This window comes from Chitinibacter sp. GC72 (assembly GCF_009760905.1).
Classification (GTDB): Bacteria; Pseudomonadota; Gammaproteobacteria; order Burkholderiales; family Chitinibacteraceae; genus Chitinibacter.
Map to the genome: position 1 here is coordinate 199,065 of NZ_VIRW01000003.1, position 16,821 is coordinate 215,885.

A 16,821-nucleotide genomic window follows, 5' to 3' on the forward strand; every position below is an offset into this window, starting at 1 on the left:
CTGAGGGGCGACAAGATGTCTGAAAAACTGGATTCCGTACTGATCGATGAAACCAAAGATGCACTAAAAGAAACCGCACAGCTGATCGAAGCGGCGGCCAATGCGCAGGGTGAAGAGGCCAAGGTACTGTATGCCAAAATCGCTGATCGCCTGCGTGGTGCCAAGCACCGTTTGCTCGAGCTTGAAGGCAATGCGCTGGAAAAAGCCAAAGTGGCGGCCAAACAAACCGATGAATATGTGCATAATCATCCGTGGCAGGCGGTCGGGATTGGTGCGGCGGTGGGCTTGCTGGTTGGCTTTCTGGTGGCGCGCCGCTAATGGCTTTGGCTCAATCCTTGCGTGAAGCGGTGGGTGGCTTGATTGCCGCCCGCTTTGCTTTGCTCGGCCTGGAGTTGCGCGACGAGGTGGATCGGGCTGCGCTGCTGGCTGGTCTGGCGATGACGGTGGCTTTTGCTCTGCTCATGGCGATGAGCTTTCTGAGCCTGTCGCTGCTATTCGGTTTCTGGGTGTACCGCATCTGGGTGTGTTTGCTGCTGGCGCTGATGTTTGCGCTGGTGGGATGGCTGGCCTGGCGCAAGGCACGCCAGTTGCTGGAAATGGCCAGTGCCCCGTTTGCACTGACGGCAGCAGAGTTTGCGCAGGATAAGCAATTGCTGGAGCTTGCGCTGGCCAAGCTCAAATCATCCGGAGCCCCTCATGCTGATTAATCATTCGCGTGAGCAGAAAAAACTGCATCTGCTGTATCGCTCGCAGCTGCACCGTATGCAGCTGGAAACCATTTTGCGCGAATCAACACAGCCGCAGGCTGGTGGCGTGTTTGCCCGCTGGCGCTCGGTTTCCACGCTGCTGGCGGTGCTATCCCATTTCTCGCCAGCGCTATCACGGGCGGTCAAAAGTCTGAAGCTACTTGGGGTCATTATTTCGGTCGCCAAGTTGCTGCGCGGCAAATAGCGCGGCAAGATTGCACTGCAAACTCCTAATTCGCTGGGGCTGTTGAGGTTTGGTTTGTAAATGCAAACCAAACCTCAACAGCCCCTAGTACCGAATTGGTCGCGGATGCGTATAATCATGCGACCTAGGGAGTGATTGCTGCATGTACAAGTATCTGGAAGATTTTGTCGGAAATACCCCGCTGGTCAAGCTCAAGCGTTTGCCCGGCCATACCTCGAATACCATTTTGCTCAAGCTGGAAGGCAATAATCCGGCCGGCTCGGTGAAAGACCGTCCTGCATTATCAATGATTACGCATGCCGAGCATCGCGGCACCATCAAGCCTGGCGATACGCTGATCGAAGCCACCAGCGGCAATACCGGCATTGCGCTGGCGATGGCTGCGGCCATGATGGGTTACCGCATGGTGCTGTTGCTGCCTAAAAATTCCAGTATCGAGCGCATTCAAACGATGAAAGCCTACGGTGCGCAGGTGATTCTAACCGAGGGGATGGAACAAGCCCGCGACCAGGCCGAAGCGATGGCCAAGGCTGGGCAGGGGCTGATTCTGGACCAGTTTGCCAACCCCGATAATCCGCTGGCGCATTATGAAACCACCGGCCCTGAAATCTGGCGCGATACCGAAGGCACGATCACGCATTTTGTCTCCAGCATGGGCACCACTGGCACAATCATGGGCACGCGCCGCTATCTGAAAGAGCAAAATCCGGCCATTCAGATCGTCGGCGTTCAGCCCGGCGATGGCGCGCAAATTCCGGGTATCCGCAAATGGCCAGCCGAGTATGTGCCCAAAATTTGCGATTTCTCGCTGATTGATCAGGTGCTGGAAGTGGGGCAAGCCGAGGCCGAAGAAATGACCCGCCGTCTGGCGCGCGAGGAAGGCATCTTCGCCGGTATTTCATCGGGCGGCGCACTGGCTGCCGCGCTGCACTTATCCAGCACGCTGGAAAACGCAGTGATTGTTAGCATTGTGTGCGATCGGGGTGATCGTTACCTGTCCACCGGGGTGTTTCCCGCATGACCCCGGCCGCCATTGAATTGCTCGGCCTGCTGGCTGGGACATTGACGACGATTTCATTTGTGCCGCAAGTCTGGCAGGTGTGGAAAAGCAAATCGGCCAAGGATATTTCGCTGGGCATGTATGCGATATTTGTCGCCGGTGTTGCCATGTGGCTGGGGTATGGGCTGCTAGTTGGCTCTGCGCCTGTGTATCTGGCCAATACTGTCACTTTGATCCTGGCTGGTGCCGTGCTGGTGATGAAAGTGATTTTTGATCGCCGCGATAAAAAGGAAGGTCATGACGCCCGTTGACCTGCATTGCCATTCCAATATTTCCGACGGCCTGTTGCCGCCCGATGAAGTCGTGCGCAAGGCGCACGCGCGTGGTTGCCAATTATTCGCGCTGACCGATCACGACGACACGCGCGGGCTGGCGATGGCCAAAGCCACTGCTGATGAACTGGGCATGCCCTTTATCAATGGCGTTGAAATCTCGGTCAGCTGGGGCAAGCACACGCTGCACATCGTCGGCCTGGGTTTTGACGCCAATAATCCGGCGCTACTCGAAGGCCTGGCGTATGTGCGATCAGGCCGGATCGAGCGCGCCGAACGCATGGCGGCGGCACTGGAAAAACTCGGCATCGAAGGCATACTGGAAGGCGCGCGGCGTCACGCCGATAACCCCGAAATGATTAGCCGCTCGCATTTTGCGCGCTTTCTGATCGAAACCGGCCGCTGCAAAGACATGAAATCGGTGTTTAAAAAATTCATGGTGCGCGGCAAGCCCGGCTTTGTCGAACACGAATGGGCGCGCCTGCACGATGCAATTGACTGGATACGCGGCGCAGGCGGCGTTGCGGTGCTCGCACATCCGGGGCGTTACGATATGGGCAATGAAACAATGCGCGTGTTGCTCACCGAATTCAAACGCCTGGGCGGCGAAGCCATTGAAGTCGTATCCGGCAGCCACGGCCACGCCGACGTCGGGCGTTTTAATCATCTGGCCAAAGAGTTCGGTTATTTATGCTCGAGCGGCAGCGATTATCACGCCACCGGCGAAGGCGCCCGCGAGCCGGGAGTGAACGCTGACTTACCGATCGGCTGTGAGCCAGTCTGGACGCGCTGGGCGCCCGATTTGAAGCCGATTCCTGCCGCAAACTAAATCAACTACAGAAGAAACCATGTCACAATTTTTCTCAATTCACGCCGAAACCCCGCAAGCGCGCCTGATCAAGCAGGCGGCCGACATCGTTCGTGGTGGCGGTTTGGTCGTTTACCCGACCGATTCATGCTATGCGCTCGGTTGCTCGCTCGACAACAAAGACGGGCTGGAGCGCATTCGCCGCATTCGCTCGCTCGACGACAAGCATCATTTCACGCTGGCCTGTAGCGATTTGTCGCAATTGGGCAGCTATGCCAAGGTGGATAACCGTACTTTCCGGATGCTCAAGGCGGCGACACCGGGCAGCTACACCTTTATTTTGCAGGCCACCAAGGAAGTGCCGCGTCGCGTCTGGCATCCGAAAAAGCAGACCGTCGGCTTGCGCGTTCCCGATCATCCGGTCGCTTTGGCGCTGCTTGAAGAGCTTGGCGAGCCGATGTTGTCGACGACGCTGCTCTTGCCCGGTGAAGAATATCCAATGACCGACGCATGGGAAATTCGTGATCGATTGGAGCGTGATGTCGATCTGGTAATCGAAGGCGGTTATTGCGGCACCGAGCCGACGACCGTGGTTGATTTATCGGATGATTACCCGCTAGTGTTGCGCGAAGGCAAGGGCGTGTTGACGCCATTTGGTTTGTAATTGGGTATTGCTCTGTAGGCTTTATCTAGTATGACCTGTAGTGTAATACCCTGATGATTTTCTTGCTGCGCTGGCTAAAAGGAAAAAATGGAACTCACTCTGATTCAGCAAATTGCCGTCTGGGCTTTGCCGGTGCTGTTTGCGATTACCGCCCACGAAGCTGCGCATGCCTATGCGGCGAAAAAGCTGGGTGATCCTACGGCGTTTTTGTTGGGGCGTATGACGTTTAACCCGCTCAAGCACATTGATCCGGTCGGCACCATCGTGTTGCCGCTGATTTGCCTGCTGATGCCCGGCGGTTTTCTATTTGGCTATGCCAAACCGGTGCCGGTTAATTTTGATGCGCTACGCAATCCCAAGCGTGATATGCGCTGGGTGGCGGCGGCTGGGCCGCTGGCTAATCTGGTGATGGCCATGCTCTGGGCACTGGTGTACCGCTTTGCGCTCTCCGGTATGGACGGTAGCTCGTTCCAGCTGCCGTTGGCTTTGATGGCCGAGGCCGGTATCCAGATCAATGTGATTCTGATGGTGCTCAATCTTCTGCCTTTGCCACCACTCGATGGCGGGCGGATTCTGGTTTCCCTGTTGCCCAATCAGCAGGCTGCGCAGGTGTCGCGGATTGAGCCTTATGGCTTTCTGATTCTGATCGGCCTGCTGGTTAGCGGCTTGCTGGGGCAGATTCTGGCGCCCTTGATGCATCTGGTGATGCGGCTGATCGGGCTGATTTTATAAAGCGATCGAGGAGATTATTCTGATGAAGCAGCGTTCCGGTATTTGGTTGCCTGTGGCTTTGATTGTGATTGGCTCGGGCTGGTTGATGCACCGGCTGGATATTTTTCCCAGCGTGAACTGGATCGTGATTCTGGCCTTGCTGGTTTCGGGTGTGGCGGTCTTATTGCTTGAAGGCATTAATAAATCAACCGTGGTGGTTGGCCCAATGCTGATCGCAGGCGGCGTAACGACGTTTATTCAGCAGCAATATGATCTGGCTCGCTCGGTGCAAATACCGATTTTGCTGATTCTGTGCGGCGTGCTGATGCTGCTGGCGCGCTCGGATCTGATCCGTCCGGCGCCGGAAAAGCCGTGGCAGCGCGAGCAGCGAGATAAGCAGTCACGCTCGCATCTGGAAGAATAATGGCCTGGTGCTGATGCCGGATTTTAATATTGACAGGGTATATTTAGCTAGGGCAATGCTAGGTTGACCTAGATTAATATACCCCGATTTTTTTCGATTGTACTGCGATTGATTTAAGCCAGGTTTTGCGACGGATTGTTTTTATTGATGAACAATCAGTTCGCTACTTCGGTATTTATTGTGCACAAAGCTAACTGCTAAGATGGGGCTGTTGTTGAGTCCCTGTTTCTTGACTTTGAAGGATGAAAAATGTCTCTGACCCGCTCCGATTTTGATCAATATATGGTTCCCAATTACGCGCCAGCCGATTTTGTACCCGTGCGAGGTGCAGGTAGCCGGGTCTGGGATCAGAACGACAAGGAATACATCGATCTGGCTGGCGGCATTGCCGTTAATTCGCTTGGCCACTGCCATCCGGTGCTGGTGCAGGCTCTGACCGAGCAGGCGAATAAGCTATGGCATGTTTCCAATGTATTTACCAACGAGCCAGCGCTGGCGCTGGCCAAAAAGCTGGTTGAGGCGACGTTTGCCGACAAGGTGTTTTTCTGCAATTCGGGTGCCGAAGCCAACGAAGCGGCGCTCAAATTGGCACGCCGGGCGGCGATTGAGCGCTTTGGCGAGCACAAGCATCAGGTGCTCTCAACGCTGAACAGCTTTCATGGCCGGACCTTTTTCACCGTCACCGTGGGCGGCCAGCCCAAGTATTCCGACGGCTTTGGCCCGAAACCGCAGGGGATTGAATACTTTGAATACAATAATCTCGATAGCCTCAAGGCACTGATCAACGACAACACCGCGTGTGTAGTGATCGAGCCGATTCAGGGAGAAGGCGGCGTGTTGCCAGCCGATCCGGCCTTCTTGCAAGGCGTGCGCGAGCTGTGCGATCAGCACAATGCCTTTTTGATTTTTGACGAAGTGCAAACCGGCATGGGCCGCACTGGCTCGCTGTTTGCTTATCAGGAATATCAGGTCACGCCGGATATTCTGACTAGCGCCAAGAGTCTGGGCGGCGGTTTTCCGATCGGTGCGATGCTGACTACGGCCGACATCGCCAAGCATCTGGTCGCCGGAACACATGGCACCACTTACGGTGGCAATCCGCTGGCGTGCGCGGTAGCGGGTGCAGTGCTCGAAGTGATCAACACCCCCGAAGTGCTGGCCGGGGTGCGCGCCAAGCATCAGCAGCTCAAATCAGGCGTTGAGGCGCTGAATGCCAAGTACGGCGTATTCAAAGCAGTGCGCGGCATGGGCTTGCTGATGGGCTGCGTGCTGGCGGATCAATATAAGGATCGCGCCAAAGATGTACTCAACGCGGCTGCTGCACAGGGCTTGATGGTGCTAATGGCAGGCACCAATGTGGTGCGTTTTGCGCCGTCACTGGTGATTAACGATGAAGAAATCGTCACCGCACTAGCGCGGCTGGATCTGGCACTTGCCACGTTGAGTGCTTGAGTTTGAAGTTTGAAGTAAATTAACCCTGCTCGCGAAGCGAGGCTCCCCTCAAGGAGGGGACGGGAGGGGTGGGAATAGAACATAAAGGCTGCAGATTTAATGCCTTATTTCTTAGGCTCGGCTTTGCCGAGACTTAAAATAGTGATTTCCCACTTTGTTAGCAGCCTGAACCCGCCTTTATGGCGGGTTTTTTTATGACTTTTGGCCGGTTTTTGCCGCGTGGCGAATGCATTTTGAGGTAGACAGTTCAATAAGGGTTTTCCACGTAAGGGAAAAACACAGTGTTCCGCGCAACAGCAAACAGGTAATTTGCGTGAATACCGAACTGTAACGGTAAAATTCACATCGATCTGATATGGATTGCACATAAAACGGTCGGCACGAACGCACACGAACACAAGTTTGGGCTGAATCGTACTTATAAACCTCCTCAAGGGTGGCTAGCGTGGATATCTTTTTACAACAACTGATTAATGGCCTGGTGGTCGGCAGCATTTATGCGCTGATTGCACTGGGCTATACGATGGTGTACGGCATTATGCAGCTGATCAATTTTGCCCACGGCGAAATTGTGATGATTGGCGCGATGGTGACGATTACCTGCATTAATTTGCTCGTCGGCGCTGGCGTGCAATTACCCGGCCCGGCCTTGCTGCTCGTCGGCCTGATGATGGCGATTCCGGTGTCGATGTTTCTGGGTTACTCAATCGAAAAGATTGCTTACCAGCCCTTGCGCAAAGCACCGCGTCTGGCGCCGCTGATTACCGCAATCGGTGTTTCAATTGTGCTGCAACAGGCAGCAATGCTGATCTGGGGCCGCAATTACCGCCCGTTCCCGCAAATACTGCCGTCTGAGGTGCATATTATCGGTGGCGCGGCGATTACCGATCTGCAGATTGCCATTATCGCGCTGGCGCTGCTATTGATGGGCGGGCTGTTCTTTATGATCGAGAAAACCAAGCTCGGTCGTGCCATGCGCGCAACGTCACAAAACCCGGAAGTGGCCAAACTGATGGGCGTGAACGTCAATACGATTGTGTCGATGACCTTTGTGATCGGCTCGGCGCTCGGTGCCATGGCCGGTGTGATGGTCGCGGCCAATTACGATCAGGCCCATGCCTATATGGGTTTTATGATCGGGCTGAAAGCGTTTACGGCGGCGGTGCTGGGCGGGATTGGCAATATCGGTGGTGCGGTACTGGGCGGTATTTTGCTCGGCGTTATCGAAAGTCTGGGCTCGGGTTACCTGGGTGATCTGACTGGCGGTGTTTTGGGCAGCCACTACAAAGACATTTTTGCCTTTGTCGTGCTGATTATTGTTCTGGTATTCCGTCCGTCCGGCTTGCTGGGCGAGCGTGTGGCTGAACGCGCTTAACCGGAGATCACGACAATGAATGCATTATTAATGGAAAACAATCGCAAAAACACCATCTTGCTGGCGGTATTGGCCGTTGTGCTGGCGGTGTTGCCTTGGGCGCTGGGTGGTTTTTTTGAAAACGGCAATTCATGGCTGCGCGCAGTCGATTTTGCCTTGCTCTATATCATGCTGGCGCTGGGGCTCAATATCGTTGTTGGCTACGCCGGTTTACTCGATCTGGGCTATATCGCGTTTTATGCCGTTGGTGCTTACCTGTTTGCCATCCTTAATTCGCCGCACTTGCAGGCTGTTTTGCCCGCCTGGTTGAGCCACCCGCCATTTCTGGTGATGATGATTCTGGCAGCGGTGGTCGCTGGGATTTTTGGCGTGCTGCTCGGTTCGCCCACGCTCAAACTGCGCGGTGATTATCTGGCGATTGTCACGCTGGGTTTTGGCGAGATTGTGCGTATTTTCATGAACAATCTGGACCGCCCGGTCAATATCACCAATGGCCCGCAAGGCATCAATAATATCGATCCGGTGCAGATTGGCGGCTATGACTTTGGTCGTCCCATCGAGTTTTTGGGCCTGACCTTTGAAAAAATCCATCTGTATTACTACCTGATTCTGGCGTTTTGCGTACTGATCATCTTTGTTTCAGTCCGTTTGCAAAATTCGCGTATCGGCCGGGCCTGGGTGGCCATCCGCGAGGATGAAATTGCCGCCAATGCCATGGGCATTAATACGCGCAATGTCAAATTGCTCGCTTTTGCAATGGGTGCCAGCTTTGGTGGTGTCTCTGGTGCGCTGTTTGCCAGCTTTCAGGGCTTTGTATCGCCAGAATCATTTGTGCTGATGGAATCGATCATGGTCTTGTGCATGGTCGTGCTCGGCGGGATGGGTAATATCCCCGGCGTGATTCTTGGGGCGATTATTGTGTCGATTACCCCTGAATTGCTGCGCGACATTATCAATCCGCTGCAAATGGCGATTGCGGGCAAGCGGGTCGTTGATCCGGAAAACCTGCGCATGCTGATTTTCGGTCTGGCCATGATTGTTATCATGCTGGTGCGCCCGGCTGGTCTGTGGCCTTCCAAGCGCCGCCGTGCCGAATTGAAACCGAAAACCAAAGATATTGCCCTGCAAGAAAAAGACAGCTTGCAAGATGCGGAGCGCAATCATGACTGAAGTGTTGTTAAGTATTGAAGGGATCAACAAGCGTTTTGGTGGCCTGCATGCACTGAGCGGCGTAGGGCTGACGATCAACAAAGGTGAAATTTATGGCCTGATCGGCCCCAATGGCGCGGGCAAAACCACGCTGTTTAATGTGTTGACCGGGCTTTATCAGCCGGATGAGGGCAAATTTACCTTCCAAGGCAAAGACCTGTTCCGCAAAAAACCCAATGTGGTGGTCGAATCGGGGATTGCGCGGACATTCCAGAATATCCGCCTGTTTGCCAATATGACCACACTTGAAAACGTGATGGTTGGCCAGCATGTCCGCACCAAAACCGGCGTGCTGGGTGCGGTGCTGCGCCATCCGAAAGCCAAGGCTGAAGAGGAGGCAATTCGCCTTAAATCCGAAGGCCTGCTGGCCTATGTTGGCATTGCCGACCGTGCTGAAGAGCTGGCGCGCAATCTATCGTATGGTGATCAACGACGCCTGGAAATCGCGCGCGCGCTGGCCACCAACCCGACGCTGCTGGCGCTGGACGAGCCTGCAGCCGGGATGAACCCGAAAGAAACCGACGACTTGAAAAAGCTGATGGAAAAAATTCGCGCCGATGGCGTGACCATTTTGCTGATCGAGCACGATGTCAAGCTGATGATGGGCCTGTGTGACCGGATTGCAGTGCTCGATTATGGCAAAAAAATCGCCGAAGGCGTGCCAGAGCAAGTGAAAAATGATCCACGCGTGATTGAAGCCTACCTTGGAGTTGCGCCCGAATGAGTACCTTATTAGAAGTTAAAGATCTGAAAGTTGCCTATGGTGGCATTCATGCGGTGAAAGGGATTGATCTGGAGGTTAAGCAAGGCGAGCTGGTGGCACTGATCGGGGCCAATGGTGCTGGCAAAACCACGACGCTGAAAACGCTGATGGGCATGGTCAAACCCGCTGGTGGTGAGATTGTCTTTGATGGCAAATCAACGACCAAGCTGGCTGCGCACGATTATGTGAAACAGGGTCTGGTGATGGTGCCGGAAGGGCGCGGCATTTTCAGCCGCCTGACGGTAGAAGAAAATCTGCTGATGGGTGCGTACAGCCGCAACGATAAAGCCGACATCCTGCACGATATGGAACGCGTTTATCACCTGTTTCCGCGCCTGAAAGAGCGTTACAAGCAGCTGGCCGGTACGCTCTCTGGTGGCGAGCAGCAAATGGTGGCCATTGGCCGCGCCATGCTGAGCCGCCCCAAACTGCTCTTGCTGGACGAGCCATCAATGGGGCTGGCGCCGATTATCGTGCAGAAGATTTTTGAAATCATCAAAATGATCGCTGCCGAAGGCGTCACCATGCTGCTGGTTGAACAAAATGCCAAGCTTGCCTTGCAAACCGCAGATCGCGGCTATGTGATGGAGTCGGGCAAAGTCACTTTTAGCGACAAAGCTTCGGCCTTGCTGGCGAACGAGAAAGTGCAGCAAGCCTATCTGGGTGAGTGATAACGCATCACAGCAAAATGCCACTCCCTGGTATTCGGGGAGTGGCATTTTTTATTTCATCATTTCGCTTATCACGCCACAGGCAATCCGTGGGCCGGAGTTACCCGCTGGCTGGCTCATGTAATCGTCCGGGTTGGCATGGATAACAACAGCCCGCCCAATAATGGAATGATCGGCTTTCGGATTTAGGCTGAAGTCCATCAACATCATCTCCACCATTACCCGACCGTTGGCATCGGCTTTCAGGTTGGCCAGATCGCCCAGATGATGTTCACTATCTTGCTGACCATGCTTCACTTTACCCGGATTAAAATGCCCGCCAGCACTACTAAAGTCCATTTTGCTGCAATCGCCGGTTTCATGGATGTGAAAACCATGTTCGCCATTGGGCTTTAGCCCGGAGATCTTGCCCTTGAGCATTAGATGGCCATTCATTTCGTGCACCATCAGCATGCCCATGACTTGCTGATCTTGAGCGGATTTAAAATGAGCGCCATATTTGGGCCCATGCTGCATCATTCCTTTGGAATGACTGCTGGTCTGGGTTGTACATCCACCCAGAAATACGATGAATAATGTAAGGCAAAGAGGCTTAATCATGATGCAACTCCTGCTTGGGGAGGTTTAAGCCTAAGTTTGCGTGCAGATTGCGCAATGCCTCATTGGCCGATGAGTTGATAAAAGGTCATAAAAAAAACCCTGCCGAAGCAGGGTCTGGAATCTCAATCGTCAGTAGCGGTTGAATTAATCACTCAGACCGTTATGGCGCAGCAGCGCGTCGATGGCTGGCGCGCGGCCACGGAAGGCGGCGAACGACTCGGCAGCCGGGCGTGAGCCGCCGACTGAGAGGATTTCCTTGCGGAAACGCGCGCCAACAGCCGGATTAACAACGCTGCACCCGGTTTGGTCGGCGGCTTCTTCAAACGCAGCGTAAGCGTCAGCGCTCAGTACTTCGGCCCATTTATAGCTGTAGTAACCCGCCGCATAGCCACCAGCGAAAATATGGCTGAACGATTGCGGGAAGCGGTTGTATTCCGGTGGCAGTGGCAGCGCCAATTCCTGCTGCACCGCTTGCGCAAAGGCAGTTAGATCGCCCGCTGAAATCGCTTCGGATTTCTGGTGCAGCGCCATATCGAAAATCGAAAAATACAATTGGCGTTGCAGGCCTGAACCGCTGTGGAAGTTTTTCGCCGCCAGCATTTTATCGAACAAACTATGGGGTATAGTCTGCAAAGTCTCGATATGGCGGGTCAAAGCTGGCAATACCTGCCATTCCCAGCAGAAATTTTCCATAAACTGGCTAGGCAATTCAACTGCATCCCACTCGACGCCGCTAATGCCAGAAACTTCGAGCTCGTCCACTTCGGTCAGCAAGTGATGCAGCGCGTGGCCCATTTCGTGGAACAAGGTAATCACATCGTCGTGCGGCAGCATGGCGTCTTTGCCATCGACGCCGCTGGCGAAGTTGCACACAATCAGCGCCACTGGCGTTTGCACCGTGCCATCGGCACGCAGCTTGCGGCCACGCACATCGTTCATCCACGCGCCGCCTTGCTTACCTTCGCGCGCGTGCAAATCCATATACAGGCCACCAACCAGCGAACCGTCATTATTTTTTAGCTCGAAATATTGCACGTCGTCGTGCCAGACTGGCGCTTGCGCAGGGACGAATTGCAAGCCATACAGCTCGGAAATCAGCTTGAACAGGCCAGTAAGTACAGTCGGCTCGGTGAAATACTGCTTCACTTCCTGCTCGCTAAACGAGTATTTCTGTTCGCGCAGGCGCTCGGACACCAGTGCCACATCCCATGCTTCCAGTTTTTCGATACCGAATTCGGCCTTGGCAAAGCTTTCCAGCTCGGCGCGATCAGCCAGCATATAGGGCTTGGCGCGTTCGGCCAGATCTTTCAAAAAGGCGATCACTTGCTCAGGGCTATCGGCCATTTTGGTGATCAATGAGGTTTCGCCAAAATTCTCGTGGCCGAGCAGGGTGGCGCTTTCCTGGCGCAAGGCGAGGATTTCGGGAATCAGCACACCGTTGTCCCACTCGGTTTTGCCAAATTCGGACGCTCGCGTTGAATAAGCTTTATACAATTGCTCGCGCAGTGTGCGGTTTTGTACGTATTGCATGACCGGCAAATAGCTTGGCATTTTAAGCGTGATTTTATACCGCCCATCATGACCATCGGCGTCCGCTTGCGCTGCGGCGGCAGCTAGGTTGTCATCGGGCAGGCCGTTAAGTTCATCGGCGCTCACATACAGCGCAAAATCATCGGTGGCATCGAGGACATTCTGTGAGAACCGCGTTGTCAGCTCGGAAAGCTTTTCTTCAATTTCCTTGAAACGCTGTTTCTGTTCGACTGGCAATTCAGCGCCGGAGAGAACAAAACCGCGAATTGCATCGTCGATAATCACTTTGCGCGTTGGAGTCAGCTGCTCGTATTCGCGCTCTTTCACCGCTTTGTACAGCGCATAGAGTTTTTCGTTCTGCCCCAATTCGGTGAAGAAGTTCGAGATGCGCGGGATATTGCTGTTGTACGCATCGCGCAACTCGGGCGTATTCACCACCGACTCCAGATGACCAATCACGCCCCAGGCCCGCCCCAGATGTTCGAGTGGCTCTTCGAGTACGGCCAGACTATCCCAGCTTGGATTGGCAATTTGCTCGGCAGCAGCAATCGCGGCCGCGGCGTTTTTCAACAGGGTATCGAGCGCTGGGTTAATATGCTCGGGCTTTACAGCCGCATACTGGGGTAGGGTAGAAAAGTCGAGCAGCGGATTGTTTTCTGTGGTCGTGGTCATGGTTGCTCTCAGGTAGAATCGCATTGATCAGATGCAATTTAAATGGGCGCTTGCGCGACTAATTTCAAGGTAGTGAGACAGATTATGGCAATTGAACAATTCGACGGTATCGCGCCGCAAATCGGTGATGGTGCCTGGGTGCACGCGCAAGCAAGTGTGATTGGCGAAGTGAAACTCGGCAGCAATGTGTCGATCTGGCCGGGCGCGGTGCTGCGCGGCGATGTGAATCATATTCATATCGGCGCAGATTCCAATGTGCAAGATTGCAGCGTGCTGCATACAACGCATAAACGCCCCGATGATCCGCTCGGTGCGCCGCTGGTGATCGGCGAGCGCGTCACGATTGGTCATGGCGTGATGCTGCATGGCTGCACGATTGGCAATGAATGCCTGATCGGGATGGGAACGATTGTGCTTGATCGCGTCGTGATCGAAGACCATGTGATGATTGGTGCGGGTTCGCTGGTGCCGCCGGGGAAAGTACTGAAGTCCGGTCATCTGTATATGGGGCGTCCGGCCAAGGAAGTGCGCGCACTGACGGCAGAAGAAGTGGCGCACTTTAATTATTCGGCGGCGCACTATGTGCGGCTGATGAGTAAATATCGAGATGCGATTTAATCTGCGCTGCGCAATTGGAGCCCGATTGGAAGGTTATGTGGGATGCACTGAGCGTAGCGAATTGCACCTAATGGGTATTGCTCACAGAAATAGTAGTGGTCTGCTCTGTGGCTCAATACCATGGCATGTATATAAAGAGGATGTATGGTTAAACGCAGTTTGAAAAGTGTATTGAGTACCTGGCTGGCCGGATTATTGGCGCTGTTACCGTTAATGGTGACGGTGTCGCTGCTGGCCTGGGCGCTGAATTTGCTCAATAGCTATATCGGACCGAGTAGTCTGGTGGGGCGGTTGTTTGCATTTTTTGGTCAATCGTTTGTCAAAAACCCGGCCTTGCAATATCTGGCGGGTACTTTGCTGCTGATTGGCGCGATTTATCTGCTGGGCATCGTGGTGCAATCCAGACTTAAAAAGCCGCTGGCCAGATTGGTTGATCGCACGGTGCGCCGCATTCCGGTGATTGGCAGTCTGTATAATCTGGCTGATCGCTTTGTCGGCCTGCTCGATCAAAAGCAGGACGCCGATATTGGTGCAATGAGCCCGGTGTGGTGTATCTTTGGTGGCGACGGTATTGCCGTGCTGGCGCTGATGCCTAACCCCGAGCCGGTGGAAATTGAAGGGCGTGAATATCAGGTGATTCTGGTGCCCACCGCGCCCGTGCCGATTGGTGGCGGTTTGCTCTATGTGCCCAAGGAATGGATACGCCCGGCCAATATCGGTGTCGATAAACTGACCAGTATTTATGTCTCGATGGGCATTACGCCGCCGCCGAATCTGGCGAAAATGGCGCAAGGTGAGCCGGTGATCGTGCCGCAGCACAAGCAGGCTGAATCACAAGAGATCAATGTATAATCGCAGCTACACAGTCCACCGAGGTTTACCATGAACGCCAAAATCAAACGCCTGAGCAAACGTCAGCAAAAACGCTACTTGTTGCGTGAAGCCGAAAAAGTCCTGCAAAATCTGCTGATTGCCAATAAATCACTGCCTAGCGCTGAGCAACTGGAGCAAGCGGTATCGGTGCGTTACAACGAGATTCTGATCAAGTCATAATCCGTATGGTGCCCGCCAAAGCCCTGCACTGCAGGGCTTTTTTATTGGCAAGACTGCTTTCTGAGCTGATTCGGGAGAAAAATCAATGTTCTTTCCGCCACAATGGTTGAATGATTTATTGCCCTCGGCGGTGGATAAACCCACGCAACACGATGTTGCCGCCACGCTGATTTTCATGGTCTTGCTGGTGATTGCGCGTGCTCTGGTCAAGCGCTCGGTGCTAAGGCGCAGCGATTTGAGTGTCGAAGTCAAACGCCGCTGGCTGGTGACTTTGCGCAATATGTGGCTGCTGCTGTTTCTGGCCGGCTTGCTGTTTATCTGGGGGCGCGAACTGCAAACGCTGGCGGTATCGCTGGTTGCCATTGCCGCCGCGCTGGTGTTGGCCACCAAGGAAATGATCATGTGTCTGATGGGCTCGATCTACCGCACCAGCACGCATGCGTTCAGCGTGGGTGATCGCATCGAGTTTAATAAACTCAAAGGCCAGGTGGTCGATACCAATGTGCTGTCGTTTACAGTGGCCGAATCGAGCTATGCCAGCGCCCAGCAGGGCACGGTAGGGCGGGTGGTGACGATCCCCAATAGCCTGTTGCTGGCCAATCCGGTATTCAATGAAACGCGGCTGGGGCAGTTTGTCATGCACACAGTCCATGTGCGCATTGCCCGCTATGACGATTGGCAGGCTGCCGAATCAGTGTTGCTTGCCGCAGGCCAGCAGGCGATTGTGAGCTACGAGCGGGAATTGGCGCTGCACGCGCAAGAGCAGCAAAACATGCAGGTGCTCAATGCGCTGGTGCTGGAACCCCGCGTCAGAATCGATCTGGAAGAACTCGACTCGATTGCATTCCAGCTGCAATTGCCTGTGCCGCTAGGTCAGCGCGCCAAGGTCGAGCAGGCCGTCTTGCGCGAGTTTTTGCGCCAGCGCTCGCCTGTGCTAGCCGAGGCTGCGCAGCATTCACAGTAAAACCACATCCGGCAGATTCTGCACGCTGACCTGACGCATGGTTTCGACAAAATCGAGCAGATAGGCGGCCTGTTTGCGTTCGCTGTGTAGCGCGGCATACAGCTCGCTTTTCAGTCCTTGCGCGGTAATTGGTTTGGCCAGTACATAGCCGCGATCCAGATACGATTGCACACTCCAGCGCGGTAGCGCGGCGATGCCGCGGCGGCTGGCGACTAGCTGTAGCATGGCCACCGTTAGCTCGGTGGGGCGGCGTTTGGGGTTGATGCCAGCCGGTTTCAACACTTTGCGTAGCAGATCGAGCATCTCGTCGGGCACCGGATAGGTAATCAGCGTGTCGCTGGCAAAGTCGGTCGCTTCCAGGTACGGCTTGGCGGCCAGCGTGTGGTCAAGTGCCAGCAGCGCGACCATATCGTAGCTAAAGAGCGGCAGGTGCGTCAGTTCGGGCTGCGCCTCGACTTCGGACACAATTGCAATATCGGCGCGATCTTCATACAGCAGCTGCACCGGGTCGGCGTGAAAGCCCGACACAATATCCAGCTCCACTTCCGGCCAGTGATGGCGAAACTGATCCATCGCTGGCATCAGCCAGTCAAAACAGGTGTGGCATTCCACCGCAATGCGCAGCTGGCCAGCTTGACCCTCGCGCAGCCGCGCAATATCGCGTTCGGTGGCGGCAATCGCGGGCAGCACTTCGTTGGCCAGTGCCGCGAGTTTTTCGCCTGCCGCGGTGAGCTTGAGCGGGCTGGATTTGCGTGCAAACAGCGGCAGCCCATAGTGGTCTTCCAGCAGACGTACCTGATGCGAGAGCGCCGATTGCGTCAGGTGCAGGCGTTCAGCGGCGCGCGTCAGGCTGCCCGCTTCGCTAATGGCGGTAATGGTTTTCAGGTGGCGAAGTTCGAGTAGGGATTGCATGCTTATTCCGATTGATTAGTTATTTTCACGTTGATTGCAAAAATAATGAGCTGTAATCATATCGCTGCGCGGCGTACTATGCAAATCACTTTCATGGATGAGGTGTTTTGCA

The 16,821-nt window shown here is 54.5% G+C and carries 21 protein-coding genes; 18 read left to right on the plus strand and 3 right to left on the minus strand.

Annotation, left to right across the window (positions count from 1 at the left end; genetic code table 11):
- Window positions 1-15: 15 nt before the first annotated feature.
- The 14 genes from FLS37_RS04340 (at window position 16) to FLS37_RS04405 (ending at window position 10,360) form a co-directional block, all read left to right on the plus strand.
- Window positions 16-318, plus strand: a complete 303-nt coding sequence (locus FLS37_RS04340) for a YqjD family protein (RefSeq protein ID WP_157314711.1) — start codon at window positions 16-18, stop codon at window positions 316-318.
- Window positions 318-707 (plus strand): phage holin family protein, encoded by a 390-nt coding sequence (locus tag FLS37_RS04345; RefSeq protein ID WP_157314712.1) that lies wholly within the window; start codon window positions 318-320, stop codon window positions 705-707. Before FLS37_RS04340 ends, FLS37_RS04345 begins: the two co-directional genes overlap by 1 nt.
- Window positions 697-951: a hypothetical protein gene (locus tag FLS37_RS04350; RefSeq protein WP_157314713.1), complete on the plus strand. Its 255-nt coding sequence runs from the start codon at window positions 697-699 to the stop codon at window positions 949-951. Before FLS37_RS04345 ends, FLS37_RS04350 begins: the two co-directional genes overlap by 11 nt.
- A 142-nt stretch (window positions 952-1,093) precedes the next feature.
- Window positions 1,094-1,972 (plus strand): cysteine synthase CysM, encoded by an 879-nt coding sequence (gene cysM, locus FLS37_RS04355; protein ID WP_157314714.1) that lies wholly within the window; start codon window positions 1,094-1,096, stop codon window positions 1,970-1,972.
- Window positions 1,969-2,262: a SemiSWEET transporter gene (locus FLS37_RS04360; protein ID WP_157314715.1), complete on the plus strand. Its 294-nt coding sequence runs from the start codon at window positions 1,969-1,971 to the stop codon at window positions 2,260-2,262. Before cysM ends, FLS37_RS04360 begins: the two co-directional genes overlap by 4 nt.
- Entirely contained in the window at window positions 2,249-3,112 is an 864-nt protein-coding gene (locus FLS37_RS04365) for a 3',5'-nucleoside bisphosphate phosphatase (RefSeq protein WP_157314716.1), read from the plus strand. The genes FLS37_RS04360 and FLS37_RS04365 overlap by 14 nt, the downstream gene beginning before the upstream one ends.
- A gap of 19 nt (window positions 3,113-3,131) precedes the next feature.
- A complete protein-coding gene (locus tag FLS37_RS04370; RefSeq protein ID WP_157314717.1) occupies window positions 3,132-3,755 on the plus strand; it encodes an L-threonylcarbamoyladenylate synthase in 624 nt (207 codons plus the stop codon).
- Window positions 3,756-3,842: 87 nt separating this feature from the next.
- A complete protein-coding gene (locus FLS37_RS04375; RefSeq protein ID WP_157314718.1) occupies window positions 3,843-4,487 on the plus strand; it encodes a site-2 protease family protein in 645 nt (214 codons plus the stop codon).
- A 22-nt stretch (window positions 4,488-4,509) separates the two neighbouring features.
- The gene (locus FLS37_RS04380; RefSeq protein WP_157314719.1) at window positions 4,510-4,890 is read left to right on the plus strand and encodes a hypothetical protein; all 381 of its coding nucleotides are present in this window, start codon (window positions 4,510-4,512) and stop codon (window positions 4,888-4,890) included.
- Between the two features lie 249 nt (window positions 4,891-5,139).
- Window positions 5,140-6,342, plus strand: a complete 1,203-nt coding sequence (locus FLS37_RS04385) for an aspartate aminotransferase family protein (protein WP_157314720.1) — start codon at window positions 5,140-5,142, stop codon at window positions 6,340-6,342.
- 445 nt (window positions 6,343-6,787) lie between these two features.
- On the plus strand, window positions 6,788-7,717 hold the full coding sequence (locus tag FLS37_RS04390; RefSeq protein WP_157314721.1) for a branched-chain amino acid ABC transporter permease: 930 nt from the start codon (window positions 6,788-6,790) through the stop codon (window positions 7,715-7,717).
- 15 nt (window positions 7,718-7,732) lie between these two features.
- Window positions 7,733-8,887, plus strand: coding sequence for a branched-chain amino acid ABC transporter permease (locus tag FLS37_RS04395; RefSeq protein ID WP_157314722.1), 1,155 nt, complete (start codon window positions 7,733-7,735; stop codon window positions 8,885-8,887).
- Window positions 8,880-9,650 carry an ABC transporter ATP-binding protein gene (locus FLS37_RS04400; protein WP_157314723.1) on the plus strand — a complete coding sequence of 257 codons (771 nt, stop codon included), beginning with the start codon at window positions 8,880-8,882 and terminating at the stop codon, window positions 9,648-9,650. The genes FLS37_RS04395 and FLS37_RS04400 overlap by 8 nt, the downstream gene beginning before the upstream one ends.
- Entirely contained in the window at window positions 9,647-10,360 is a 714-nt protein-coding gene (locus FLS37_RS04405) for an ABC transporter ATP-binding protein (protein ID WP_157314724.1), read from the plus strand. Before FLS37_RS04400 ends, FLS37_RS04405 begins: the two co-directional genes overlap by 4 nt.
- A 51-nt stretch (window positions 10,361-10,411) precedes the next feature.
- On the opposite strand, the gene FLS37_RS04410 is transcribed toward FLS37_RS04405, so the two are convergent.
- Window positions 10,412-10,960 carry a superoxide dismutase family protein gene (locus tag FLS37_RS04410; RefSeq protein ID WP_198314479.1) on the minus strand — a complete coding sequence of 183 codons (549 nt, stop codon included), beginning with the start codon at window positions 10,958-10,960 and terminating at the stop codon, window positions 10,412-10,414.
- 144 nt (window positions 10,961-11,104) lie between these two features.
- Window positions 11,105-13,162 (minus strand): M3 family metallopeptidase, encoded by a 2,058-nt coding sequence (locus FLS37_RS04415; RefSeq protein ID WP_157314725.1) that lies wholly within the window; start codon window positions 13,160-13,162, stop codon window positions 11,105-11,107.
- An 81-nt stretch (window positions 13,163-13,243) separates the two neighbouring features.
- On the opposite strand from FLS37_RS04415, the gene FLS37_RS04420 reads away from it, so the two are divergent.
- The 4 genes from FLS37_RS04420 to FLS37_RS04435 all read left to right on the plus strand — a co-directional run bounded on the left by FLS37_RS04420 (window position 13,244) and on the right by FLS37_RS04435 (window position 15,797).
- Window positions 13,244-13,780 carry a gamma carbonic anhydrase family protein gene (locus FLS37_RS04420; RefSeq protein ID WP_374756830.1) on the plus strand — a complete coding sequence of 179 codons (537 nt, stop codon included), beginning with the start codon at window positions 13,244-13,246 and terminating at the stop codon, window positions 13,778-13,780.
- A 144-nt stretch (window positions 13,781-13,924) separates the two neighbouring features.
- Window positions 13,925-14,632 carry a DUF502 domain-containing protein gene (locus FLS37_RS04425; RefSeq protein ID WP_157314727.1) on the plus strand — a complete coding sequence of 236 codons (708 nt, stop codon included), beginning with the start codon at window positions 13,925-13,927 and terminating at the stop codon, window positions 14,630-14,632.
- A 30-nt stretch (window positions 14,633-14,662) separates the two neighbouring features.
- Window positions 14,663-14,833, plus strand: a complete 171-nt coding sequence (locus tag FLS37_RS04430; protein ID WP_157314728.1) for a hypothetical protein — start codon at window positions 14,663-14,665, stop codon at window positions 14,831-14,833.
- An 85-nt stretch (window positions 14,834-14,918) separates the two neighbouring features.
- Window positions 14,919-15,797 (plus strand): mechanosensitive ion channel family protein, encoded by an 879-nt coding sequence (locus FLS37_RS04435; RefSeq protein ID WP_157314729.1) that lies wholly within the window; start codon window positions 14,919-14,921, stop codon window positions 15,795-15,797.
- Here FLS37_RS04435 and FLS37_RS04440 read toward each other — a convergent pair.
- On the minus strand, window positions 15,789-16,709 hold the full coding sequence (locus FLS37_RS04440) for a LysR family transcriptional regulator (RefSeq protein ID WP_157314730.1): 921 nt from the start codon (window positions 16,707-16,709) through the stop codon (window positions 15,789-15,791). The two genes, FLS37_RS04435 and FLS37_RS04440, sit on opposite strands and share 9 nt — an antisense overlap.
- Window positions 16,710-16,821: the final 112 nt, after the last annotated feature.